The organism is Stagnimonas aquatica (genome assembly GCF_003730135.1).
Taxonomy (GTDB): domain Bacteria; phylum Pseudomonadota; class Gammaproteobacteria; order Nevskiales; family Nevskiaceae; genus Stagnimonas; species Stagnimonas aquatica.
Window position 1 is genome coordinate 590662 of record NZ_RJVO01000002.1, and the last position, 23676, is coordinate 614337.

Genomic DNA, 23676 nt, shown 5'->3' on the forward strand with positions numbered 1-23676 from the left:
CGGGAGGTACAACTTTGTCGCCTATTGTCCCCAGAGCCGGACGGTGGAGGCAAGGCGCGCACTACAATTACCGCCACAAACGGCAATCCAGCCCAGGGGAAATTCCAAGGTGCGCACTCAACGCGAATTCGGTCCGCAGCGGATCATGGTCACCGGCGGCGCCGGTTTCATCGGCTCCCACCTCTGCGAGCGCCTGCTGGCGCGCGGCGACGAGGTGCTCTGCGTCGACAACTTCTACACCGGCAGCCGCGCCAACATCGAGTCGCTGCTGACCCATCCACGCTTCGAGCTGATGCGGCACGACATCACCATGCCGCTATATGTGGAAGTGGACCAGATCTACAACCTGGCCTGCCCGGCCAGCCCGATCCACTACCAGTTCGACCCGGTGCAGACCACCAAGACCTCGGTGCACGGCGCGATCAACATGCTGGGCCTGGCCAAGCGCATGAAGTGCCGGATCTTCCAGGCCTCCACCAGCGAGGTCTACGGCGACCCGGAAGTGCATCCGCAGCCGGAAAGCTACTGGGGCCATGTCAATCCGATCGGCTACCGCTCCTGCTACGACGAAGGCAAGCGCTGCGCGGAGACCCTGTTCTTTGATTACCACCGCCAGCACAAGGTCGACATCAAGGTGGCGCGCATCTTCAACACCTACGGGCCGAAGATGCACCCCAACGATGGCCGCGTGGTCAGCAACTTCATCATGCAGGCGCTGCTGGGCCGGCCGATCACCATCTATGGGGAAGGCCTGCAGACCCGTTCGTTCTGCTATGTCGACGACCTGGTGGAAGGCTTCATGCGCCTGATGGACTCGCCCGCCGGCATCACCGGCCCGATCAATCTCGGTAACCCCGGCGAGTTCACCATGATCGAGCTGGCGCAGCTGGTCATTGAGTTGACCCACTCCAAGAGCAGCCTGGTGCATCAGCCGCTGCCGCCAGACGACCCCAAGCAGCGTCGCCCGGACATCCGCCTCGCCAAGGAAAAACTGGCCTGGGAACCCAAGGTGTCGCTGCGCGAGGGCCTGACCAAGGCGATCCCTTATTTCGAACAGGTACTCCGCCAGGGGCGGCGCGCGACCGCCGCCTGAGCCCGCCTCGCTGACTGCCGCCCGGGCCGGCCCAGGCTGAACGGATGCGGGGATCGCGCCGTCGCTACCTGCTGCTGTCGCTGCTGGCCCTGCCCTGCCTGCTGGCACTGGGCGGCTGGGCCTGGAGCGCCAGACAGGGACTGGAGCAGCCGGCGCCGCGCGACGAGTTCGGCTATCTCGGCTCCACCGGCTGCCAGTCCTGCCATGCCGACCATCACGCCAGCTGGAGCCGTACCTACCACCGGACCATGACCCAGGAAGCCAGCGCCAAGTCGGTGCAGGGCGCCTTCGATGGACAGGTGGTGAGCTACTGGGGCCAACCGGTACGGCCGACCCGGAAGAACGGCGAGTTCGTGTTCGAGTACCTGGACCGCCGTGGCCGGGTCGGGGCCACGGTGCCGGTGGCGCGCACGGTCGGTTCGCACCGCTACCAGCAATACCTGGCCGCAGCCCCGGGCGGCCGCTACCAGCGCCTGCCGCTGATCTGGCACAACGGCGAGCAGCGCTGGATCCACTACAACGGCGCCTTCCTCTACGACGACGCCCAGCGCTTCGACCAGCACGCGGCGACCTGGAACCCCAACTGCATCTACTGCCACAACACCGGCCCGGAACCGCGTATCACCAACGCCGATGAGCTGTTCCAGCGGCTCAAGCGCGGCGAGCGCTTCAACTACCTGAACGAGGCGCACTGGGACAGCCAGGTCGCGGAACTGGGCATCGCCTGCGAGACCTGCCACGGCCCCGGCGCCCAGCACGCGGCCGCCAACCGCAATCCGGTGCGCCGCTACTGGCTGCACCTGAGCCAGCGCGCCGATCCCAGCATCGTCAATCCCCGCCGTCTGAGCCCGGAGCGCGCCGCCCAGGTCTGCGGCCAGTGCCACGGCCAGCGCCTGCCAGCGCGGCCGGAGCTGGTGGACCGCTGGCTGAGCCGTGGCCCGACCTACCGGGCCGGCGACGACCTGCAGGCCCATGTCCGACTGGTCACCCGCGACACCCCGGTGCCGGCGGGCGATCCCGATACCTTCAAGCTGCGCTTCTGGCAGGACGGCACTCCACGGCTGTCCGCCTACGAACTGCAAGGGCTGATGCAATCGAGCTGCTATACCCAGGGCGGTGCTACCTGCATCGGCTGCCATTCCGCGCACGGCGGCGATCCCGCCGGGATGATCAGCGCTGAAAACCGCCAGGGGGCGGCCTGCCAGGGCTGCCACCAGGGCATCGAGCAAGCACTGCCCGCGCACCGGCAGCACGCCGCCAGCGGCGCGAAGACCAACTGCGTCGATTGCCACATGCCCAAGCTCGCCTATGGGGTGATGGAGATCCACCGCAGCCACCGCATCCAGAATCCCGCGCCCGTCGCCAACGCCACCGCCCAGCGGCCGGATGCCTGCACCGGCTGCCACGGCGACCGCAGCGCCGACTGGGCGCAGGCCGCTTTGCAACAGTGGCGCGGCGAGGCGGGCGTCGCGGTGCCGACCACGGCACTCCCGGAGAACCTGCGACAGCTGTTCGCGGGCGATCCGGTACAGCGCGCGGTGGCGGCACGCCTGGCGGGTGCCGAGGACAGCGCACTGACCCCGGTGGCGCGTCATGCCCAACTGCCGCTGCTGTTCGCCGCCATGGAGGACCGCTACCCCGCCGTCCGGCGCTTTGCCTGGCTATCGGCGCGGCAGACAGCGAGCGTGCTCGGCGACAACCGCCTGCAGCTGGCCCTGGGCCAGTTCGACTTCATCGCCGAGGCGCCGCGACGCGCCGAGGTGCTGACTGTGATTCGCAGTCAATTCCGGCCGGCTCCGGTCGTCGACCGGATGGGCGGCCTGCTGCTCGGCGACGGCGGCGGCGACGCCGCACGAATCGCCGAGCTGCGCGCCCAGGCCGACGGCCGCGCCATCAATATCGGAGAGTAAGCGTATGGCCCAGAAACCCGCCCCAACGGCGCCCGCCGCCCAGGCCGCGCTGGAAACGGCGATCCGCGCCCAGCTGCGCTACGGGACAAGCGCCCTGCTGCTGTTCCTGCTCGGCGGCCTGTCGCTGGAGTTCCTGCATCTGATCAAGGCGCCCTGGTATCTCGACCACCACCTGCGCCGCGAACTCTGGGTGCTGGGCCATGCCCACGGCGCCCTACTGGCGCTGCTCAATCTGGTCTGGGTAGTGGTACTGCCCAGGCTGCCGGCGGCGGCGCGCGGCGCCTGGGCCTTGCGCTGGGGCGCCGCCCTGGTGCCGGCCGGCTTCCTGCTCGGCGGCATCGGCAATGGCGAGAGCGATCCTTCGCTGGCGATCATCGCCACGCCGATTGGTGCCGCACTGCTGGTCTTCGCGCTGTTCGACACGGCACGCGCGGCCTGGCGCCGTCCGGCCGGCGGCTAGCGCGGCGCATGGCTTAAGCTCGGGGCATTCCCTTGGAGATCGCCCCGATGTATCGCCTTACCCTCCTCCGCACCGGCCTGCTGCTGGCCACCGCCGCCAGCCTCTCGGCCTGCGCCTTGGTACGCCCGGCCAGCCCGCCGACGCCGGCGCTCAACGACGCCCTGGCCACCCGCATCCAGTCCGCCGAGCAAACCCAGGCCGCCCTGGTGCAGGCGCTGTTTCGCGCCAAGCGCGCCGAGGCGGACCGCTTCATCGACAACGTCTGGACCCCGGTCTTCCTCGACAATCTCGCGACCCGCCCCGAGGTCCGGCAGGTGCTGAAGAACAATCGCAGTCGCGGCAAGACCGGCGCCAAGCCGGCAGACCCGGCGCTGGCGATGGATCTGATTCCGGCGGCGCGGGTGGAGATCGAGCAGCGCCGCGCCCGTCTGCAGGCGCCGATCGCGGCGCTGGAACAGCGGGTTCTGCAGCGGCTGTCCGAGCAGACCCGGGCGATGGATGCCATCAACGCCGCCTTGAGCGCCAATGCCCAGGCCGGCAGCGCGCAACTGCCGACGGCGGTGATGCAGACCAAGGCACCCACCGCCGCCGCGATTCGCGAGCTGTTCGTCAGCGTCGACAGCGCCCTCGCCCGACTACAGAGCGAGGCGCCGCGCTCGGCCAAGCTGCTGGCGGCGTTCCCCAAGCTGGCCGAGGACTTCGAGCGCCGCCTGAATGAGGCGGGCTTGCTGCTCAACTAGCGCGGTCAGGCCGCGCTCATCGCTCAGCCGAAGCGCAGATTGACGCCGACGTAGAGACTGCGTCCCGGCAGCGGGTAGACGTCCTTGAGGAAGGAGGTGGCGCGGCGCGCTTCCTCGTCCAGCAGGTTGCGGCCGCGCAGGAACCAAGTGGTCTCGGTGCCGGCCAGCGGCAACCGGTAGGAGAGATCCGCCGACAGCAGGCGATAGCCGGCGGTCGGACCGTCCAGCGCGTAGTGGTTCTGATCCGCGACCTGGGTCAGCGTCAGCTCGCCCGAGAGGCCACCGTGGCTGGCATCGAGCCCCAGCCCGTAACGCGGCGGGGTGATGCGCGGCAGATCGCCGCCGTCCTTCAGGGCGCCACGCACCAGATCGCCGAATACCCGGCCACTGAGTTTCACCGGCCCAGCCAGAAACTTGTAGCGTGCCTCGGCTTCGGCGCCGTAGAAGCGGGCGTCGGCCTGGCGATAGTCGGCCAGCACGAAGGCCTCGTCGCCGGCGGCGTCGGCGCGCAGGAAGCTGCCTTCCGGGTCGACCAGCGCCACGCTCTGCCCCGGCGCTGGCGTCTCGCCAGAATCGCTGCCGTCGGCATTTCGGCCGTCGGCCGGCGCCTCGACCAGATACACGAAGTTGCGGATCTGTTCGTAGTAGGCATTGGCGGTCCAGGTCCAGCGGCCGGCGTGGCGGTCCAGCCCCACTTCGAAATTGCTGGCGACTTCCTTGCGTAGATCCTGGTTGCCGCGCTCGTACACCCCAGTCGCCCCATGCGGCCCGAAGGCATATAGCTCTTCCGGCGTCGGCGCCCGTTCGGAGCGGGCGAGGTTGAGGCGCAGATGGGTCTGGGCGTCGAGATTGAACAGCCCGCCGGCCGACAGGCTGATCGGCAGATAGTCGCGGTCGGGCGAGGGCAGGCCGCTGCGCGGGTCGATCTTGCTGGCCACCGGCGCGTGCTGGGCCGACTCTACCCGCGCGCCCACCTCCAGTTGGCCGGGCACCAGCCACTGGAACGGCATGCGCTCGACCACGAACAATCCGATCTGGTCGGATTCGGTCTTGGGCGTCAGCGCCTCGTCGCCGCGCGCGTCGAACAGGCGGTGATTGGCCTGCACGCCGACCACGCCGTGGAAGCGGCCCAGGGGCGCGTGCTCGGCCTCGACGCGCAGTTCCTGCTCCTGGTTGTAGAACTTGGTCCCGGGCTCGCCCGGCGCCTCGAACTCGGTGTGGGTATAGACATTCACGCCCAGCCGCGCACGCAGGCGCGTCCAGCCCGGCAACGGGTCCTGCAGCACTCCCTTGGCGTCGAAGCGGGTCTGCTTGGCGTCGATGTAGGCGGTGGGCTCGGCGGGCAGGCCGTACTGGCTGGCGAAGCTGGACAGCGAAGCGGCGAGCAGACCGGTCTCGCCGACCCGCGAATAGCTCAGGGCGCCCGATTGACTCTCGACCTGGCTGTTGGGCACCCGCCCCTCGGTGCCGCTGCCGTCGCTGGCGGAGTTGCCGGGGATACGGAACAGGTCGGTGGAACGGCCGGAGAAGTCGGCATGGAACTGGTTCTTGCCCTGGCCGTAGTTCAGCTCGGTGCGGCCGGTGAAGTCGCGGCCGTTGTCGCCGTAGCTCAACTCAGTCTCGTTGCCGAGGCCCGGGCTGACCTGCTCGGCGAGGCGGCCATCGACGACATTGACCACACCGGCCGAAGCGGCGGAGCCGTAGATCAGCGAGGCCGGTCCCTTGATGATCTCCACCTGCTCGGCGTGGCCGGGATCAATCGACACTGCGTGATCGTCGGACACCGAGGACACGTCCATGGCCGAGAGACCGTCGCTGAGCACCAGCACCCGCGAACCGCCCAGGCCGCGAATCACCGGCCGGCCGACCCCAGGACCGAAATCGGTGGTCGAGACACCCAGCTCGCCCTCCAGCACTTCGCCCAGCGTGGACCGGCGCTTGCGGTCCAGCTCGGCGCCCTGGAGCACCTCCACCGGCTGCACCAGCGCGTCCGGGTCGCCCTTGAACGGCGAGGCCTGGACGGTCACCCGCTCCAGCACCACCGGCGAAGCCTCGTCGGCAGCATGGAGGGGCGCAATCCACAGCGTGGGAAAAGCCGCCGCAGCAAGCGCCAGCGGTGCGGGACGGAAGAAGGAAGGGAGTGGCATGAGCAATCCAGGAAGGGCTGAGTGGCGACCTGATAATGTTATATCGTTTCACAAACAAATCGTGCAAGCCCCTCGCAGCCGCACATCAGCGCGCCTCGGCCCCATCACGCCATCACGCCACCACTCAGTCACTCAGTCACTCAGCCGCTTAGCCGCTTAGCCGCTTAGCCGCTTAGCCGCTTAGCCGCTTAGCCGCTTAGCCGCTTAGCCGCTTAGCCGCTTAGCCGCTTAGCCGCTTAGCCGCCCAGGCTAGGCCTGGAAGGGGGCCTGCGGCCCCTGCCCCGCAGACAGGATGCGGTCGCGGAACCAGGCCAGCGCCCGGCCGTCCTCGGCGGTGCGCCAGGCCACCCGCAGCGCGCTCGCCGAGCGACCACCCTCGACCTCGCGGCTGACCAGCCGCCCGGCGCGCAGATGCTCCGCCGCCAGGTGCGAAGGCACGAAGCCGACGCCTAGGCCGGCCAGCTGCGCCGCGATCTTGGCTTCCAGGTTCGGCACATGCAGCGTCTCCTGTGCCGGCTGCAGGTTCACCGTCCGCGCCTCGATGCGCCGCGAGGAGTCGGACACCACCACCGCCCGGTGGCGGGCAATGTCGCTGGAGCGCAGCGGCTCCGGCAGGGCCGCCAGCGGATGCCCGGGCGCCATCACGAACACGAAGGCCTCGATCTGTATCCATTCGCGACTGACCAGGCCGAAGCCGCCCGGCGGCTCGCCGGGCACACCAATGGCGAGGTCGGCGCGGCGGTCGATCAGCGCATCCCAGCCGCCGCCGAGGATTTCCTGGGTCAGCTTCAGGCGGGTGGTGCAGCCCAGCGCATCGAACTCGCGGATGATCGGGAACAGCCACTGCATCGGCACCACGTTGTCCACCGCGATGCTCAACTGCGGCTCCCAACCCTCGCCCAGACGCTTGATGCGCCGCTCCACGCCCTCGGCCTGGCGCAGCAGATCGCGGCCCTGTTCCAGCAGCATGCGGCCAATCGGCGTCAGCACCGCGCGCTTGCCGCTGCGGTCGAACAACTGCACGTCGAGGTCGGACTCCAGCTTCTGCATGGTGTAGGTCAGCGCCGAGGGCACCTTGTGCAAAGCCTCGGCGGCCTTGGCGAAGCTGCCTTCGGTGGCGATGGCATCGAGGGCCAGCAGGGCGTCCAGGGTCAGGCGCATGGCGAATCTCTCGGGTTCAACAGCATTGAACTATCGGCTCAAAACCTTCCGCTTTAGAGCGGCATTGGTCAAGCCTATATTGCTTTCACAGCTTCAAAACTTTTGGAGAATTACCGTGATCCAGCTCCGCCGCTCCGCCGACCGAGGCCATGCCGAACACGGCTGGCTGGAGGCCCGCCACAGCTTCTCGTTTTCCGAGTACTACGACCGCCGCTGGATGGGCTACTCCAATCTGCGCGTCATCAACGAGGACCGCGTCGCGCCCGGCACCGGCTTCGCGACCCACGGCCACCGCGACATGGAGATCATCACCTACCCGCTGTCTGGCACCGTGCGCCACCAGGACTCCACCGGCGGCTCCGGTCTGATCCGCCACGGCGAGCTGCAGGTGATGCACGCCGGCAGCGGCATCCGCCACAGCGAGATGAATGGCAGCTACAGCGAGCCTTTGCACCTGCTGCAGATCTGGATCGAGCCCAATGAAGTGGGCGTGAAGCCGGGCTACGAGCAGTCGGCCCTGGACGCCGAAACCCTGTCGCAGGGCTTCGTGCGGGCGGTGGCGCCGGCCAACGAGACGGGTGCGGAAGCGGCGCCGTTCCACATCCACGCCGACGCCGGGCTGTCGCTGGCCTGGCCGAAAGCCGGCAGCGCGATCGAGCAGCCGCTGCGCACCGGCCGCCGTCACTACCTGCACCTGGCGCGCGGCGAAGTGCGGCTGGGCGAGCAGACGCTGTCGTCCGGCGACGCCGCGCTGATCGAGGGCGAGTCGGTGCTGGCGCTGGTCGCCGAGACCGACTCCGAACTGCTGCTGTTCGATCTGCCCTAAGCCGACGGCGCAGATCATCCGACCCCGACGGGCGACGCGCCCGCCGGGGTTTTTACTGGCCGCCGCCGAAGGCCAGCGCGAAGTGCAGCGTGAAGTCGGGCGCGGTGTAAACCGCGAGGTCTTCCTGGATCGCCAGCTCCAGCCGGCCGAGCCTGGTGGGCAGGCGCAGGCCGAAGGCCAGTTGCAGGCTGTCATCGCCGAGCGGCTCCAGTTCGGAGTCCTGATACAGGGCGCTGTGCGCGTCGAGTTGCACAACCGCCTCGGTGGCGCCCAGCAGGGACGGCCACAAGGGGCCGCTGAAGCTGGCGCCCGCCACCGCCACCAGGGGCTGTTGCAACTCGCCCAGCGGACCACCAGTCGCGCTGGCGGAGAGACCACCGGAAAGACTCAGCCGGTAGCGCTCGGTCTCGCCCAGCCCGAGGCTGTAGTCGGCCCAGAGCGCGCCGCCGGCATGCCCGCCGCTCAAACGGTCGGCGTCGCCGGTGGGCAGTTGCAGCAGAGCGCGCACGACCCAGCGCTCGCCGAGCGCCGCCGCCAGGCTCAGGCGGGCGTCGCCGAGGCCGCTGTCGCCCTCGCTCAGATTCAGCAAGGTCTGCCCGTTTCGCTGGTAGCGGATCAGGTAGCGATCGCGCGGCGCGTTCTCGCGGCCGCCATTGGGCAGGCCGAAGGCGTCGTGCCAGTTCTCGATCAGCGAATCCAGGCTGCCGCCGCCGCTGCTGAGCAGGGGCAGCTCCAGCCCCCATTCCCAGCCGTTCACCGACACCACGCTGCCGCCGAAGCCGCGCCGGTAGCGCAATGCGTAGCGCTGGGTTTCGGCATCCAGGCTCAGGCTCTCGGCGCCGGACTGCGCCTCGTAGTACTCGCTGGACCAGTCCAGCGCGATCTGCGTCCGCGACTCCCCGGCCGCCAGCACCGGCGCGGCATTCAGCGCCGGCAGCGCCGCAGCGCGCGCCAGGCTGGACTGGTTAAACAGCGCATAGCCCTCGGCCTGGGCGGCACCAGCGGCAAGCAGCGAAGCAGCGAACAGGGCAGCGCGCATGGATAGCAAGTTTGAATTGAGGGCGGGAGTAAAGCCTATCAGCCGGACGAGGCCGGGGGTCATTCGCTTCCGCTATCATCGCGCGCCATTTGTCCACAACGGCGCCACGAACCTCCGCTGCAATGAAGCTGGTCACTGAAAATCTGCGGATCGCCTCCGTCAGTCCCGTCTCCACCCCTGCCCAGGTGCAGGCCGAGCTGCCGCTGCTGGAAGCCGCCGCCAATACCGTCGCCGTCGCCCGCGCCGCCATCCAGCGCGTGCTCTCCGGCGAGGACGACCGCCTGCTGGTGATCGTCGGCCCCTGCTCGATCCACGACACCCAGGCGGCGCTGGAGTACGCCAGCAAGCTCGCCCTCGCCCGCGACCGTTACGCCGGCGAGTTGCTGATCGTGATGCGCGTGTACTTCGAGAAGCCGCGTACCACGGTCGGCTGGAAAGGCCTGATCAACGACCCCGGCCTGGACGACAGCTTCCAGATCGACCGTGGCCTGCGCACCGCGCGCGAGTTGCTGCTGACGCTGAATACCCGTGGCATGCCGGCGGGCGTGGAGTTTCTCGACATCCTCACGCCGCAGTACCTGGCCGACCTGGTCAGCTGGGGCGCGATCGGCGCGCGCACCACCGAGAGCCAGTTGCACCGCGAGATGGCCAGCGGCCTGTCCTGCCCGGTGGGCTTCAAGAACGGCACCGACGGCAGCGTCAAGATCGCGGTCGATGCCTGTCTCTCGGCCAGCCATCCGCACCGCTTCCTGTCGCTCACCCAGACCGGCCAGGTGGCGATCTTCCAGACCCGTGGCAACCCCGACTGCCACCTGATCCTGCGCGGCGGCAATCGCGGCCCCAACTTCGACGCCGCCAGCGTCGATGCCGCCTGCGCCGAGCTGAAGAAGGCCGGCCTGCGCGAGCAGCTGATGATCGACTTCAGCCACGCCAACAGCCAGAAGCAGCACCAGAAGCAGATCGAGGTCGGCCACGACGTCGCCCAGCGCCTGGCCGCCGGCGAGCGGCGCGTCACCGGCGTGATGATCGAAAGCCATCTGGTCGCCGGCCGCCAGGACATCAAGCCGGGCGTCAGCCTCAACTACGGCCAGAGCATCACCGACGCCTGCATTGCCTGGGACGACACCGAAGCCCTGCTGGCGACCCTCGCCGAAGGCGTTGCCAAGCGGCGCGGCGGCTAGGACGCCGCCGGTTCGCAGCCGCCGCCCCCGCGCAGCGGCTGCGGACTTTGCCCTGCGGTCATTAGCTGCGCAGTAGCGCATCGAGGCCTGGGGCGGCGGTGGCCGGCTAGCGGTAGATCTCCACCGGATAGCTCAGCTCGAGACGCGGCTGCACCATGGATTCCGGGATGCGCGGAAACGGCGCCGCCGCGCGCACGATGTCCGCCGCGCGCCGCGCGGCTTCGGCCGGCACCGTTTCCGAGGCGTAGATATCGAGCACCGCGCCACGGCGGTCGACCACGAACTTCATCCGCACCGTCATCCGAGGCGTGGCCTTCACCGCTTCCGCCAGGGCGCGCTGGTTGGTGGCCTTGAGCTGTGCCGTGAGGCGCGCGAAATACTCGGCGCGGTTGCGGGTGTAGTCACCGCCAGACTCAGCGCCGGACGCGCTGGCCTCGGGCGCCGGCGGCGCGTCCAGCGGATAGGTGGTGATGCCGGCCGGCGCCGCTGGTGGCAACGGGCGCGGTTCGACCAGCGGCTTGCGGCTTGCCGGCGGCGGGGTCGGCGCCAGCGGCCCCTGCGGCGGCAGCAGGCCGCGCAGATCGGGACTGGTGCGCGACGGCAGTTCCACCCGCGCACTGCGCTGGGCCTCCTCGGCGGCGCGACGGATGGCGAGATCCAGCTCCGCTTCGTCCTGTTGGGTCGGCAGGCGCAGCGGCGCCTGCGGGAGCGGGAGCGGCAACTCCTCCGCGTCCTCGGGCGTCGCCGCCGCCAGCAAGGGGCTGGCCGGCGGTGGCGCGGCCCGCGCCGCGCGGGCGGGACGCGGCGTCCGCGCTGGCGCGCCGCGCGCCTCGACATCCGGCAGCCGCACCACCTCGGGGACGATGGCCGCAGTCAGCGCCGCGCTCAGGGAGGCGCCGGAAAGCTTCGTGCTCAGGCTCAGGAAACCACGCCCCGGCGGCGCCGGCTTGGGGAAGAAGTTGTCGGGCAGCGGCGGCGGCAGGTCCTCCGGCGAGCGGCTGCTGAGCTTGGTGGCCAGTTCCCAGCGCTTGCTCGGCGGCAGGGGCGGCTCCGGCGCCAGCTGCACCACGGTCTCGCGGACCGTCTCCGGCTGCAGCGCCGCCGCCACCCGCGCACGCAGATCACCGGCGTACTGCCAGGCCAGCAGCGCATGCAGGGCCAGCGCGATCAGCAGCGCCCATCGCAGGCGGCGGGAGTTCTTTGACGGCATTGCGCGATTGTAGAAGGGCGGTCGGGGCTTGGCGGTGTGAAGCGGGCTAGAGCGCGCGGGCGCTGACTGCAAAAAGAACGTAGCCGCTGGCCGTCGCCCCGGGCAGGCTCGTCCCGTCGCCACGGCGGCTGCGCCGCCCAGAAGTGGCTCCCGCACCCATTCCAACAAGAAGGGGGCCGTTGGCCGTCGCTTCCAGCGAGTTCGTCCCATCGCCACGGCGGCTGCGCCGCCCAGAAGTGGCTCCCGCACCCATTCCAACAAGAAGGGGGCCGTTGGCCATCGCTTCCGGCAAGTTCGTCCCGTCGCCACGGCGGCTACGCCGCCCAGAAGTGGCTCCCGCACCCATTCCAACAAGAAGGGGGCCGTTGGCCATCGCTTCCGGCAAGTTCGTCCCGTCGCCACGGCGGCTACGCCGCCCAGAAGTGGCTCCCGCACCCATTCCAACCAAGAAGGGGGCCGTTGGCCCCCTTCTTGTTGGAAACGCCGTGTCGCCACTTCACCAATGCTCACCCTTGAAGATGTTGGCGAATACCGTTTGTTCGAGGGTGAGCTTCTCGCCGCCGTCCTTCTTGCCCTTGGCGGCGCTCGACGAGGGGAACAGCTGGAAGCCCTTGGACAGCACCCAGTCGTTGGCCTTGGGCCAGATCGCATAGCTCACTGCCGCAGCGGTGCCGACCGTGGTGGCGATGCTCTTCGGCCGGTCGAGGATGGCCTTGACCACGGTGTCGGCAGCATCTTCCGGACTCCAGGTCGGGATGTAGTCGTACATCTTGGTCGGCGCGATCATCGGCGTGCGCACCAGCGGCATGTAGATCGCCGTGGTGTGGATGTTGCGCGCCTTCACCTCCGCCGACAGGCAGCGGGTATAGGCATCGAGCGCGGCCTTGCTGGCGACGTAGGCGGAGAAGCGCGCGGCATTGGCGAGCACGCCGATAGAGCTGATGTTGATGATGTGGCCGCTCTTCTGCTTGGCCATCGCCGGCAGCAGATTCATGATCAGCCGCACCGCGCCGAAGTAGTTGAGCTGCATGGTGCGCTCAAAGTCATGGAAGCGGTCGAAGCTCTCGAACACCGCGCGGCGGATCGAGCGGCCGGCGTTGTTGATCAGCACATCGACATGACCGAAGTCGCGCAGCACCTCGGCGCTCATGCGGTCGATGTCGGTCAGGCTGTTGAGGTCGCAGGGGTAGACATGCGCCTCGCCGCCGGCCTTCTCCAGGATCGCCTTGGTTTCCTCCAGCTTGTCGCGGGTGCGCGCCACCAGGATCACCTTGGCGCCGGCAGCGGCGATCTTCTTGGCGGCCGCGAAACCAATGCCGGAAGAGGCTCCGGTAATCAGCACCACCTTGCCGGACAGCTTCTGGCGCAGGCGCGGCGGGATCTTCACCTTCAGATCCAGCTGCAGCTCCCAGTACTGCCAGAGCTTGTCGGCGTAGTGCTTGATGTCCGGGCAGACAATGCCAGTCCCCTTGAGCGCGCGGCGCGCCTCGCGGTCGTCGAACACCGCCTGGTTGAAGGCATAGCCGAGCACCGACAGCGGCACGCCCAGGGCATCGGCGATCTTCTGCTCGTTGCGGCCGGAGATCGACTTGCCGACCCGGCCCATGAACTTCTTCACCGAAGCCGGCAGCGCCGGGATGTCGAGCCGCGCCCCGAACTCCGGGCCGTGCGCCGCCTCCAGGAAGCATTGCAGCAGATCGCCGACGGTCGGCGACTGCGACTGCATCAGGTGGAAGCACTGGCCGTCGAGCTTTGGCATGTGGGCAATGGCGTCCATCGCCGCCGCCACGTAGTCCACCGGCGCGATCGCCACCTTGCCGCCCTCGATGCCCAGCAGCGGCAGCCACTTCGGCACCTTGTAGCTGATCTTCTGGATCGCCTTGGCGAAGTAGTAGGGGCCGTCGATCTTGTCCATCTCGCCGGTCTCGCTGTGGCCGACGACCACGCCCGGACGGTAGATGCGCCAAGGCGCCGCGCACTCGTTGCGGACGATGGCCTCGCTCTGGAACTTGGTGCGGTAATAGGGGTGATTGGTGGTCTGCCCCTCGTCGAACATGGTCTCCTTGAAGATGCCCACATAGTCGCTGCCGGCCACCGCAACGCTGGAGACATGGTGCAGGCGCACCGGACCACCGAGATCGTTGACGAAGGCGACCAGGTTGCGCGTGCCCTCGTTGTTGATGCGGTCGCCCTGCTCGTCGCTCATGGTCATGTCGTAGACCGCAGCGAGGTGGAAGACGTGGTCGATCTTGCCGGCCAGCTTCTTGAAATCGGCGGGCGAGACCAGGCCCGGCTCGGTAATGTCGCCCGGCACCATCACCAGCTTCTTGCCGGCCTCGCCGTAGCGCTCCTTGAGCTCCTCGAACTTGGCGACCGAGGACGGACGCACCAGCACGTGAACCTTGGCGCCCTCGCGGGCGAGCAGTTTTTCCAGCAGGAACTTGCCGATGAAGCCAGTGGCGCCGGTGACGAAATAGTTCATGGACCTTCCTCTCTCCATAGACGCGCCGTTCTGGGAGCGCGCAACAAAAGTCTATAGGAGCGCAGGCCCGGCCGGGCTCAACCCGGCCCGTCCCAGCGATACACCGCTTCCAGCTCCACCAACAGATCCTGCCGGCAGATGTCGCCCTGCAGCAGCGTCCAGGGCAGGCCGTGCGCCAGCCGGCGCTCGAAGGCCGCGCGCACTGCCTCGGCGTGCTCGGCGTGGCGCAGGTAGACCTTGAAGCTTTCCGGCGTCCACATCGGCTCGCCGACATCGGGGAAGTGGCTCACCGCCGCGTGGCGCAGCAGCGCCTCGACATTCACCGCCGCCTCGTCGAGCTGGGCCAGCACATCGCCGGCATGGCGGGTGGCGTGACCGACGATGCTGGCAGTGCCGGACACCAGCAGGCGGGCGGCGGCCCCGGCGCCGCTCTCGTCGCGCAGCAGCATGGCGCGGGTGAAGCTGGGGCTGCGCGGACCGTACTGGCGCGGATAACGGAAGGCGGCGACCTGGCGCGGGTTCTCCAGCGCGACGCCGGGTTTGCGGCCGGCCAGCACCGCCACCACCAGCCCCGGCTCGGCGCTGCCGATGGCGGTGGCTGCCGGCAGGTGGCGCTCGAAGTCGCTGCGCGCCGCCAGCGCCTGACCGCGCCCCAGGCAGAACTGCCGGTAGCGCTCGCCATCGCCCTCACCGGCGTTGATGCCGGCGAGGTAGTTCCAGGTGCGCAGCCAGTAGGGAAAGCCGTGGTGCACCACCAGCCGCTCCAGGCGCCAGTAGACATCCTCGCTGGCAGCGATCACGTCCTCGGCAGCGACGCTCAGGTGGGCGAACAGCTGCTGGCCGTCGTGCGCCCAGTGCAGGCCCTGCTCGCTGCCCGCCGCCAGCACCGGCCGGCCGGCGCTCCACAGCTCGGCGGCCGGGCCGTGCAGACGCGGCAGCGGCAGACGCAGGCGGCGCGGATCGGCGTCCGGCGGCGGCTCGCCGTGGTGCAGGCAGGCCAGCGCGTCCGGCGGCAACCGGCCCGACCCGGCGACCGAGGTCAGAAACGGCGCACCGACAGCGGCGGTCGCGGCTAGGGATAGGGGGCTGGCGAGAGTCATGCGGAAGCGGCCGGCCAACACCCCGGCAGGGCAGGGCGCGGCGACGAAGATCGGAACAAGGCCACTAGGCTAACACCCGCCGCCGGACCCGCCGGCTTCAGTGCACGGGCTCCAGGGCGCTGGCCGGCAGCCAGCCGGCCAGATCGCCGACCCGCACATTGCTCCAGCGGCCACCGGCGTTGTCGATCTCGCCCAGGATGCTCACCGCGCTGCCCGCCGGCAGCGCTTGCAGCACCGCCGCACCGGTCAGGGGCTGGGGCCGCAAGAACGCGGCCTCGCGCAGGCGCGCGGGCAGCCCGGCCGCGAGCGGGGCGCTGGCGACCGGCGCGGCGGGAGCCTCCCGTGCGGCCTCCATCGCCACCCGCTCCTCGGGCGTGCGCAGCACCGGCGCCCGGCCCGAGGGCGGCGGCAGCGGCGCCTGCCGCATGCAGGCGCCGAGCAGCAGCGCCAGCGCGCAGACCAGCGCCAGCGGCTTCACGGGATCAGCAGGTCGCTCTGCGCCACCCAGCCGTCATCGGCGCCGGAAGTGACGTACCACCAGTAGCCTTCGGCGTTGTAGACGCGCGAGTCGAGCACCACTGGGGTATCCAGCAGCAGCGACTGGATCGCCTCGCTGGCCGAGTTGGGACGCAGGCGCAGGGCGGCGCCGGGGCGGGCGCTGACCTTGGCGCCCTTGCTGAAGGCACTCACCTGGGCATGGGCGGCGGCCGGCTCGCCCGGGGCCATGCTGGCGACCGGCACGCGCGGCGGCGCCGATGATGGCGATGGCGCCGGATAGGCCAGCACCGGCGGCGGCGTGCCGAATTCCAGCGGCGGCGGCGGCGGTTCGGCCGGGTAATCCGGGTAGGCCGGGAACGCGGGCGGCGGGGTGGCGACGCCGCCACCCAGACGCCCCTGCGCCTCGCGGGCGGCGATGGCGTCCGGGGTGTTCAGCTCCGACAGCGGCTTGGAGCCGAAGCTCGGCGGCTCGGCCGGCGGCGCCTGGCCGATGGCGGCGGTGTGGATGCTGCCGCCGTTGCCGGCGGGCGCCTTGTGCAAAGGCCCCGAGGCGCAGGCGGCCAGCGCGACGCCGGCCAGCGCGATCAGCAGCAGCCGGGCTGGAACTATGGCTTGGTTCATCGACTTCCCTCTCCGTGAATTTATGGACATCCGAGCCGCAAGCGGCACTGCGCGGGCGAGACCCGCCGGTGCCGAAGACGAGACATATAACGTGCCAGCCCAGACCGATGCCCGAAAGCGGCGCTGGCGCGGTCGGCAGCGGCCTTCAGTAATCGCCCTCGCCATGACGCGCAGCCTGCCGTTGCTCGGCCTTGGCCGCAAGCCGGGGCGCGCGATCCTTGTCCGAAGCCCAGATCACTTCCGGGAACAGCAGCACCCGCAGCAGGCCGATCAGCATCCACAGATAGCTGACCGAGAAGACGATGCCGCAGAACATCGACACCCACTCGAAGTTGGGCGACAGGAACTTGATGCCCCACCAGGACATGACATCGGTCAGCGAGGCCGCCAGCCCGGCGGGGAACACCCACTGATAGACCTGGAGCTGGTTGAACTGCATCGAGAACGGGATGCCGATGATGAAGAAGCTGGTGGTGAAGCCGAACAGGTGGGCGTGGGTGAAGGCGATGAGCTTGCCCAGCGACATCTGCGCGAAATAGGCCTCGGCCGAGCCGTGCAGGCGCAGTTGATACCAGATCTCGGAGGCGCCGAAGCAGAAGGCGATGCCGAACATCGCCACCGCCAGCGCGATGCCGCGCTTCGCCGCCGGCGGGAAGTCGCGCAGGTTGATGTCGACACTGTGGCTGGAGAACGGCACCAGCCACCAGATGATCGCCAGCACCAGGAAGAAGAAGGCGAACAGCGCCAGCGGGCCGCCGAGGCTGAGCCAGCGTGACTTCTCCGGCGGCAGCTCGACCACCTCGGCGCTCTGCACCGGCGCGTCGCTGAAGAAGTCGAAGTCGTCCTGGGCAGCGGCGACCGGCGCGGACTCCGATGCCGCCGTCTCGGCCGAGACCTGCGTCAATTCGGTATCCGGCTCGGTCGGCACGGCCGCTGCCGGCGCGGCGTCCGCCTCGGCCGCCGCCTGGGCGATGGCACGCGCGCCGAACAGGCCCAGGGCGCAGACCAGACTCAGCAGCAGCGTCGGCAGCCAGCTACGCATTCTTCAGCCTCACGTAGAGCAGCGTCCCCGCCTTCTTCACCGCCGTGGTGATCGCGGCATCGACACCCACGCCGCCACCGGCCGGCAGCTGATCGACCGCCAGGCCCTGGAAGCTGGCATAGACCCCGCTCTTGGCCGCCGCCGGCACATGCGCGGTGTTGAGCGGCTGCACGCGGGTGACCTTGAGCTGGCGGTCGGTGGCGAGCAGCAGGAAGAACAGCTTGCCCTGGTACTCGGCCGGGAAGATCAGCGCGGTGCCAACCGGCTTTTTGTCAGTCAGCGGGATGTAGATGGTGTTCTCGTCGGCCTTGGCCAGCACAGCGCCCAGCGCCTGCGCGCGCGCCAGATCGGCGTCGGTCAGCACGGCATCGCGCGGCAGGTATTCGCGCACGCCGGGGAATAGCGCCTGCACCTCACGCGGGATCAGGCTCGCGGTATCCAGCCACTCGCCCTTGCTGCTGGGAGTGGACTTGGCGTCGCCCGGATTGGACTTGGCGAGAGCCTCTTCGGCATTGCGGGCGCCGTCGCCATCGGCGTCGAGCGCCGCGATCTTGGCGAAGGCCGCCAGGTTCTCGCCGGCGTCCTTGAACTGCTGGCCGTAGGCGTTGTTGGGGGTGCCGCCGCCGTCCTTGTGGCAGGCATTGCAGGACGGCGTGTAGCCGTACTGCTGCTTGTAGAGACGGGCGAAGGCGGGTTCGGCCTGGGCAGGCAGCGCACAAGCCAGCAGTAGCAGCCAACCGGCTTGCCGGGCGGTCGTGAGCCTGAAGAGTGGGCGCTGCTTCAAATCCATGAGCGACATCCTTAGAAATCAAACAGCCCGGGCACCACCGCCCGCATCTCGTCCAGCAACTGCGGATTCTGCTTCAGCGCTTCCTCCAGCGCCGCGTGCTGGGGGGCGTCGGCGGGCGGCATCAGCTTGGCGGCCTTGTCGGTGCCGCGATAGCGCTGCCAGTCGAGGGCGTCGCGGATCTCCGGCTTGGCCTTGAGGTTGGCGGCCACCTCGGCCTCGGTCGCGCCGGACATGAAGTTGAGCCGCTTGCTGGGATTGCCGCGATGGCAGGCAAAGCAGTAGTGCGCGAACGGCTCTATCGGCGAACCCGCGGCCAGTTGCACCGGCGGCTCGCCGCTACTGATCGGCGGCGACATCTCGGCGGTCTCCAGGCAGCAGTAGCCAGGTACCGCGCCCGCCGCCGTGGCTTGCACCCCGCCACTGCGGATCAGGCCGGGCGCCAGCAGCGCCTGCATCAGCGGCACCCGCGCCACCGGCTGCTCGGCGAACAGCGCCGCCGGCAAGCGATCCACAGCCCGCTCGACGGCACTCCAGTCGTACCCGGCGGCGGCTTGCAGGCGGCGCAGGTCGTCGGGCGTGAACAGGCTGGCCAGCGCGTAGATGCCGTCGATGTCGGCCGCGCCCAGCAGCCGCTTTGGCGCGCGTGGCGTCAGCGGGTCCTGCGCCGCCGGCAGCTTGGGCAGGCGGTCAAAGGCTTCGAGATCGGCATTGGTCTTGGCGCCGTCGCCCAGCTTCACGCTCGGCTTGAACAGACTGCGGAAGTAGCCCTTGATGCCGCGCCCTTCGCCGATGGGGTCGCGATTGGGCAGATCGGACTGCGGCACCGCGATGGCGCCCGCGCCGCTGGCGGCCTGCAGGCGCCGCAGTTCGGCGACGCCGGCGCTGTCGGCATGGAAGTCGCCCGGGGCACGGGCGTAGTCCAGCGCCAGCTTGAGCAACTGCCGGCGGCAGGCGGCATCGGCGCAGCGGTCCAGCCAGAGCTTCTGCGCGGCGACCAGGTAGGCGCCGACATCGGTCAGCTCGTCGTAGCGCTCCGGCGCCGCCAGCGGCGCGGCCGTGGCAAAGCCGAGGTAGCGCTCGCCGCCGACGGCCGCAGCGATCTTCGCGGCCGTCTCCGGCTGGCCATTGGTCTCGTTCCAGGGCCGCACCGAGAAGATCGGGCTGCCGCCCTGGTGGCAGGACTCGCAGATCGCGCGCTGGGCATAGACCAGCCGGCGCGCGCCATTGGCGCGGTAGTCCTGCACCAACTGGAATTCGTAGCGGCCGGCCAGCTCGTTGTAGCTGATGACCTCGATCTCGTTGGCCTGTTCGGTGTAGCCGAGGAACAACTGCCCGCGCGGCGCCAGGCCGAGGCTTGCTGGGGTGCCCGGCGCCTGGAAGTCGGCCGCGACCAGCACGCGCGGGTGCGCGTAGTCGGCCTGGCCCTTGAGCAGCGAGCGGCCATCGGGGATCAGCAGGCTCAGCGGTGCCGCGCCGCTGGGGTCTTGCTGGGCCAGCAGAGCCACCAGCTTCTCGAACGGCCAGGGCACGCCGTCCGCCTGCGCCACCAGATGGTCGAACAGCGAGCGCGTGCCACGGGCAACACCGTCGTCGCCGACGAGCTCAGGCGGCAGGTCGGCGCGCGACAACACCCGCGACGAGGTTGCGGCCGGATCGGTTACGGCTGCGTGCTTGGCGAGTTCGGCGATGGCCGGCCCGTCACGATGCGCCTGTGACCAGCCGTAGACACCCAAGGCAAGGGCGCCCAAGGCCAGCGCGGCAAGCAGTATCCGCCGCATCGCGATCTAGCCTCGAACCAGCGCTCCCTCCCCCGCCTGCGGGGGAGGGCTGGGGTGGGGGCGTTCGCGATCTGCGCGCGGAACCGCCCCCCTCCTGACCTCCCCCCGCTCGCGGGGGGAGGAAAAGGACACAGCGGGCACTGGCCGCATCACATCAGCTTCAGGAATTCGCGCAGCGCCAGCTTGTCCTCCGCCGACAGCGAAACGCCGAACTGATGGCCCTTGTTCTCCACCGGGTCGTCGCACTTCATGAACAGCGGCGCGTGCGGATTGGCGCTGGCGAAGTTGGCGATCGGCGTGCCTTTCGACACCGGCAGCTTGATCAGGCCCTGGCCGTCCTCGCGCGGCGCCAGCCAGAAGTCGATGGGGGTGACGCTGATCTTCTGCGGCCGGGCGTTGGGATCGTTCGGATTGTCGGAGCGCAGCAGCTCGTCGAAGGCCTGCTCGAAAGCCTGGATGCGCGCCGCCACCGAGGGATCGGGCGTGCCGTCGGCCAGGCGCGGCATCTCGCCGATGGCGTTGTTGTGCAGGAACGGCGCGGTCGCCCACACCGACAGCAGCGAGATGTTGCGCAGGTAGCCGGGGCCGCCGCTGACTTCCCGCTCGCCGACCTTGAGGCCGCCGATCAGCGGGAACATGCGGTTGATGACCTTGGGCATGCTGCCGGGCGAGGGCCGCTCCTTGTAATCCAGCGAGGAGAACTCCTCCCAGATGTGGCCCTCGTTGTGGTTGTCGTGCAGCGCCCGGCAGGCATTGGTGCCGATGATGTTGAACGGCGTCGGCTCGTCGTTGCCGAGCCAGTCCTGTCCGAACACTTCGCCAGCGCTGCCACCGGCCGCCGCCGCCGCGACGAACTGCTTGGGCCGCAGCGCGCCGCTCTTGGCATCCTTCACCAGATACTGGGCGACGAACTCGGGGCTGTTGCGCTCGGCCTCGCTGAACTCGTACTGCCAGTAGTCCTCCTTGCCGAACACATGGCCCTGGTAGAAACGGGCCAGGGCCTCGCGGTCGCCGCGCACGTTCTCGGGTGCGACCTTGGTGGAGTGGCAGGCCGCGCATTCGCGCGCGAAGACCTTGCGGCCGGCCGGCACCTGGGCGAGATCGACAAACTGGCTGCCCGGCTTGCCATCGACCTCCTTCGCCTGCAGCAGATAGGTCGGGCCGCCGGTGACCAGGAAGGCGGCGAGGTCATCCATCTTCGCGTCGGCGTAGTTCCAGGGCTCGCAGTCCTTGGCGCACTGGGCGATGCGGAAGGGCTTCTGCTTGGCCTTGTCGCCGAAGAAGCTGCCCGGGGTCGGGAAGTTCGGCGTCCAGCATTCCTCGGTGCACATGCCGATGTTGACGTAGACGCGGATCAGCGCGAGGTGGTCGCCCACCGAGTCCTCGCCGCCCTTGAGCACGTGCTGGGTCAGGCCTTCGCGCACCTCGCCGGTCACCGGGTCCTTCATCCGGTTCTTGAACACCCGCCGGTTCTGGAAATCCATGATGTTGTTCTGGGTGCCCGGGTTGTTCTGGAAGTCGTTCGCCACCAGCGAGGTGTCGATGGTTCCGGGCCGGCCGGCCTGTAGCGCGATGCGCGCCAGCGAATCCTCCGGCGCGCCCTGGAAGAACATGGTCGGCTGGTTGATGTGCTGGTTGCCGATGGTGGCGCTGAGGTTCTCCCACTTCGGCTGGTTGGGATCGGCCGGCGGATTGGTCGGGTCGAAGCCGACATGGCACTGCACGCAGGGGTGACCGATCACGAAGCGCTTGTTGTGCTTGAGCTCGTCGGCCTCGTAGGGCGCGGTCTGCGGGTCGAACACCACCTTGCCGCTGTCGTCCTTGAGCGGGTCGGCGTAGTACTTGCGGTAGCCGAGCACGCCGGAGGAGTGCGGGTCCGGGCACTTGTCCCAGTAGTTGGTGGAGGCATCGCCCTCGGTGCAGTCGGGGTCGTTGATGACGCCGTACTTCGTGAAGCGCTGCTTGCGCTCGCGGGTGTCGAGCCAGGGGTACCAGATGTCCTTGATGCCGTTCGGCGTGGTGCGCGAGAAGTGCAGGTAGATCTCGTCCTGGTTGCCGAAAGTGCCCTTGAACCAGACATCGCGGCCGCGCCGCACGCGCTCGCGCGCCGCCTGCGCCTTGGCCGGGTCGCTCGCCGCCAGCTCGGTGAACAGCGCGTTCACGTAGCGGCAGGACTCGGCGTCATAGCCGGTCGGCTGCGGCTGGTCGCAGGGCGGCGGCGCGGCCTGCGGAATCGGCGCGAAGCCCCAGGGGCGCTCGCCCTGCCACTTCTGAAACCAGTGCTGACCGCCGTCCGGCCAGACCTTCTTGGCCGCCAGCGTCGCGTAGAAGTTCTGCTCGTACCAGGCGCGATTGGCGTTGAGCTCCGGAGTGCCCTTGTAGATGCCCAGCGGCAGCAACTGGCGGGCGTCGAGGTCTTCCAGGGTCACCGAGCGCAGGGTGTGGCGGTAGGGCGTCGCCGGCACCGGGTACTGCCCGGCCGCCGGCCAGTAGTTCTCCGGCACCGCCACATAGGCGCCGGCGGCGACATGACCATCCGGTCGGGTTGCGGCGGCAAAAGCCACCAGACTGGCGGCGACGAGGCCGGCACTGAGCGCAAGGCGCATGGGTTCTCCCCCAAAAAGGCTTGTGAGTTCTGCGTTTGGCGCGAGTCTAGGCCGCCCCCCCGGGGGCGACAAGCGCCGGTCGGCCCGCCTCTACCGACCGGTCGCCGGCCGAGACAGCGGGTCATCGCCTGCCTTAGGCTGAGGGGCAAGAAGAACCCCGCCGCCGGTCAACCGGGAAGCCAGGCGCGCGCTAACTGCATACCGACTCCCGAAGCCGCCGCGTCCCCCCATGCCCGATACCCTGCAATCCATGCCCGGCAAGAAGGCCGGCAAGCTGGTACGCCTGCCCAAGGCGCACCGCATCGAGCAGTTGCTGAACGTCGCCCTGGAACTGTTCATCGCCCACGGCTACCAGGGCACGTCGATGGAGGACATCGCCAGCGCCGCCGGGGTCACCCGCCCCATCGTCTACAACCACTTCGGCTCCAAGGACGGCATCTACCTCGCCTGCCTGCGCCGGGCACGCGCCGATCTTGATCGCCAGCTGGCGCACGCCGGCAATCACCCACGGCTGGAAGACCGGCTGCGCGCCGGCGTCAACGGCTACTTCAACTTCGTCGAACAGAACCGCCTGTCCTGGCAGCTGCTGTTCGCCGGCGGCGTGGCCGTCGCCGGGCCGGCCGCCGAGGAAGCGGCACGGCTGCGCTTTTCGACGGTGGAGGGCATCGCCCTGCTGTTTACCGGCGCCACCCGCAGCAGCGAGCGCACCGGTCTACTGGCCTATGCCCATGCGCTTTCCGGTGCCGGCGAGCAGCTCGCCAAGTGGTGGCTGACCCGCCCCGACCTGCCGAAGGAAGCGGTGGTGGATTTGATGGTGCAGCTGATGTGGCAGGGCCTGCAGGCGCAGGCGGCGGACGCACCCGTCGCCTAGCTGTCGTTTCTCACCACGTTATTCAGTGATTGAGAAGTTGATTGGGGATTCTGCTGAGCGGTGGTTTCCCGTGGAGCGCGGCATGAGGTCTGCACTGGTTGTAGTGACTGACCCACGTTGG

The 23676-nt window shown here is 69.3% G+C and carries 19 protein-coding genes; 7 read left to right on the forward strand and 12 right to left on the reverse strand.

Annotated elements, in window-relative coordinates; all coding sequences use genetic code 11:
• Positions 1 to 145: 145 nt before the first annotated feature.
• Genes ED208_RS07175 through ED208_RS07190 form a run of 4 tightly spaced genes read left to right on the forward strand, consistent with a single transcriptional unit; the run spans position 146 to position 4203 of the window.
• Positions 146 to 1093, forward strand: a complete 948-nt coding sequence (locus ED208_RS07175; protein WP_123211237.1) for a UDP-glucuronic acid decarboxylase family protein — start codon at positions 146 to 148, stop codon at positions 1091 to 1093.
• A 44-nt stretch (positions 1094 to 1137) separates the two neighbouring features.
• Positions 1138 to 3003, forward strand: a complete 1866-nt coding sequence (locus ED208_RS07180) for an ammonia-forming cytochrome c nitrite reductase subunit c552 (protein WP_123211184.1) — start codon at positions 1138 to 1140, stop codon at positions 3001 to 3003.
• Positions 3004 to 3007: 4 nt separating this feature from the next.
• Complete coding sequence (locus ED208_RS07185) at positions 3008 to 3463, forward strand: hypothetical protein (RefSeq protein WP_123211185.1); 456 nt, start codon at positions 3008 to 3010, stop codon at positions 3461 to 3463.
• Positions 3464 to 3510: 47 nt separating this feature from the next.
• Positions 3511 to 4203, forward strand: a complete 693-nt coding sequence (locus tag ED208_RS07190) for a hypothetical protein (RefSeq protein ID WP_123211186.1) — start codon at positions 3511 to 3513, stop codon at positions 4201 to 4203.
• A 23-nt stretch (positions 4204 to 4226) separates the two neighbouring features.
• Here ED208_RS07190 and ED208_RS07195 read toward each other — a convergent pair whose 3' ends face one another.
• Positions 4227 to 6350: a TonB-dependent receptor gene (locus ED208_RS07195; RefSeq protein WP_123211187.1), complete on the reverse strand. Its 2124-nt coding sequence runs from the start codon at positions 6348 to 6350 to the stop codon at positions 4227 to 4229.
• Positions 6351 to 6599: 249 nt separating this feature from the next.
• Complete coding sequence (locus ED208_RS07200) at positions 6600 to 7511, reverse strand: LysR family transcriptional regulator (RefSeq protein WP_123211188.1); 912 nt, start codon at positions 7509 to 7511, stop codon at positions 6600 to 6602.
• Between the two features lie 115 nt (positions 7512 to 7626).
• On the opposite strand from ED208_RS07200, the gene ED208_RS07205 reads away from it, so the two are divergent.
• On the forward strand, positions 7627 to 8337 hold the full coding sequence (locus tag ED208_RS07205; RefSeq protein WP_123211189.1) for a pirin family protein: 711 nt from the start codon (positions 7627 to 7629) through the stop codon (positions 8335 to 8337).
• Positions 8338 to 8389: 52 nt separating this feature from the next.
• On the opposite strand, the gene ED208_RS07210 is transcribed toward ED208_RS07205, so the two are convergent.
• Positions 8390 to 9376, reverse strand: a complete 987-nt coding sequence (locus ED208_RS07210; protein WP_158608477.1) for a DUF3187 family protein — start codon at positions 9374 to 9376, stop codon at positions 8390 to 8392.
• A 122-nt stretch (positions 9377 to 9498) separates the two neighbouring features.
• Here ED208_RS07210 and ED208_RS07215 point away from each other — a divergent pair, with 122 nt between their 5' ends.
• Positions 9499 to 10557: a 3-deoxy-7-phosphoheptulonate synthase gene (locus tag ED208_RS07215; RefSeq protein WP_123211191.1), complete on the forward strand. Its 1059-nt coding sequence runs from the start codon at positions 9499 to 9501 to the stop codon at positions 10555 to 10557.
• 106 nt (positions 10558 to 10663) lie between these two features.
• Here ED208_RS07215 and ED208_RS07220 read toward each other — a convergent pair whose 3' ends face one another.
• From ED208_RS07220 to ED208_RS07260, 9 genes are all read right to left on the reverse strand, one after another.
• On the reverse strand, positions 10664 to 11767 hold the full coding sequence (locus ED208_RS07220) for a hypothetical protein (RefSeq protein WP_123211192.1): 1104 nt from the start codon (positions 11765 to 11767) through the stop codon (positions 10664 to 10666).
• Positions 11768 to 12263: 496 nt separating this feature from the next.
• A complete protein-coding gene (locus tag ED208_RS07225; protein WP_123211193.1) occupies positions 12264 to 14249 on the reverse strand; it encodes an SDR family oxidoreductase in 1986 nt (661 codons plus the stop codon).
• Positions 14250 to 14326: 77 nt separating this feature from the next.
• The gene (locus tag ED208_RS07230; RefSeq protein WP_148044711.1) at positions 14327 to 15349 is read right to left on the reverse strand and encodes a chorismate transformation FkbO/Hyg5 family protein; all 1023 of its coding nucleotides are present in this window, start codon (positions 15347 to 15349) and stop codon (positions 14327 to 14329) included.
• A 97-nt stretch (positions 15350 to 15446) separates the two neighbouring features.
• A complete protein-coding gene (locus ED208_RS07235; protein ID WP_123211195.1) occupies positions 15447 to 15827 on the reverse strand; it encodes an SH3 domain-containing protein in 381 nt (126 codons plus the stop codon).
• The gene (locus tag ED208_RS07240) at positions 15824 to 16468 is read right to left on the reverse strand and encodes an SH3 domain-containing protein (RefSeq protein WP_123211196.1); all 645 of its coding nucleotides are present in this window, start codon (positions 16466 to 16468) and stop codon (positions 15824 to 15826) included. Before ED208_RS07240 ends, ED208_RS07235 begins: the two co-directional genes overlap by 4 nt.
• 145 nt (positions 16469 to 16613) lie before the next feature.
• Positions 16614 to 17510 (reverse strand): Aq_1264-related membrane protein, encoded by an 897-nt coding sequence (locus ED208_RS07245; RefSeq protein ID WP_123211197.1) that lies wholly within the window; start codon positions 17508 to 17510, stop codon positions 16614 to 16616.
• Positions 17503 to 18300, reverse strand: a complete 798-nt coding sequence (locus tag ED208_RS07250) for a hypothetical protein (RefSeq protein WP_148044712.1) — start codon at positions 18298 to 18300, stop codon at positions 17503 to 17505. The genes ED208_RS07245 and ED208_RS07250 overlap by 8 nt, the downstream gene beginning before the upstream one ends.
• An 11-nt stretch (positions 18301 to 18311) precedes the next feature.
• Positions 18312 to 20078: a hypothetical protein gene (locus ED208_RS07255; protein ID WP_123211199.1), complete on the reverse strand. Its 1767-nt coding sequence runs from the start codon at positions 20076 to 20078 to the stop codon at positions 18312 to 18314.
• Between the two features lie 149 nt (positions 20079 to 20227).
• The gene (locus ED208_RS07260) at positions 20228 to 22684 is read right to left on the reverse strand and encodes a hypothetical protein (RefSeq protein ID WP_123211200.1); all 2457 of its coding nucleotides are present in this window, start codon (positions 22682 to 22684) and stop codon (positions 20228 to 20230) included.
• A 229-nt stretch (positions 22685 to 22913) separates the two neighbouring features.
• Between ED208_RS07260 and ED208_RS07265 the strand changes: the two genes are divergently transcribed.
• A complete protein-coding gene (locus ED208_RS07265; RefSeq protein ID WP_123211201.1) occupies positions 22914 to 23555 on the forward strand; it encodes a TetR/AcrR family transcriptional regulator in 642 nt (213 codons plus the stop codon).
• The last annotated feature ends 121 nt before the right edge of the window (positions 23556 to 23676 follow it).

Coding starts and splice junctions, on each gene's coding strand:
- ED208_RS07210 (WP_158608477.1), bottom strand. CDS start 9,376: ATGCGCGCTGCCCTGTTCGCTGCTTCGCTGCTTGCCGCTGGTGCCGCC.
- ED208_RS07245 (WP_123211197.1), bottom strand. CDS start 17,510: ATGCGTAGCTGGCTGCCGACGCTGCTGCTGAGTCTGGTCTGCGCCCTG.
- ED208_RS07215 (WP_123211191.1), top strand. CDS start 9,499: ATGAAGCTGGTCACTGAAAATCTGCGGATCGCCTCCGTCAGTCCCGTC.
- ED208_RS07200 (WP_123211188.1), bottom strand. CDS start 7,511: ATGCGCCTGACCCTGGACGCCCTGCTGGCCCTCGATGCCATCGCCACC.
- ED208_RS07195 (WP_123211187.1), bottom strand. CDS start 6,350: ATGCCACTCCCTTCCTTCTTCCGTCCCGCACCGCTGGCGCTTGCTGCG.
- ED208_RS07180 (WP_123211184.1), top strand. CDS start 1,138: ATGCGGGGATCGCGCCGTCGCTACCTGCTGCTGTCGCTGCTGGCCCTG.
- ED208_RS07240 (WP_123211196.1), bottom strand. CDS start 16,468: ATGAACCAAGCCATAGTTCCAGCCCGGCTGCTGCTGATCGCGCTGGCC.
- ED208_RS07255 (WP_123211199.1), bottom strand. CDS start 20,078: ATGCGGCGGATACTGCTTGCCGCGCTGGCCTTGGGCGCCCTTGCCTTG.
- ED208_RS07185 (WP_123211185.1), top strand. CDS start 3,008: ATGGCCCAGAAACCCGCCCCAACGGCGCCCGCCGCCCAGGCCGCGCTG.
- ED208_RS07260 (WP_123211200.1), bottom strand. CDS start 22,684: ATGCGCCTTGCGCTCAGTGCCGGCCTCGTCGCCGCCAGTCTGGTGGCT.
- ED208_RS07225 (WP_123211193.1), bottom strand. CDS start 14,249: ATGAACTATTTCGTCACCGGCGCCACTGGCTTCATCGGCAAGTTCCTG.
- ED208_RS07265 (WP_123211201.1), top strand. CDS start 22,914: ATGCCCGATACCCTGCAATCCATGCCCGGCAAGAAGGCCGGCAAGCTG.
- ED208_RS07250 (WP_148044712.1), bottom strand. CDS start 18,300: ATGGATTTGAAGCAGCGCCCACTCTTCAGGCTCACGACCGCCCGGCAA.
- ED208_RS07175 (WP_123211237.1), top strand. CDS start 146: ATGGTCACCGGCGGCGCCGGTTTCATCGGCTCCCACCTCTGCGAGCGC.
- ED208_RS07220 (WP_123211192.1), bottom strand. CDS start 11,767: ATGCCGTCAAAGAACTCCCGCCGCCTGCGATGGGCGCTGCTGATCGCG.
- ED208_RS07190 (WP_123211186.1), top strand. CDS start 3,511: ATGTATCGCCTTACCCTCCTCCGCACCGGCCTGCTGCTGGCCACCGCC.
- ED208_RS07230 (WP_148044711.1), bottom strand. CDS start 15,349: ATGACTCTCGCCAGCCCCCTATCCCTAGCCGCGACCGCCGCTGTCGGT.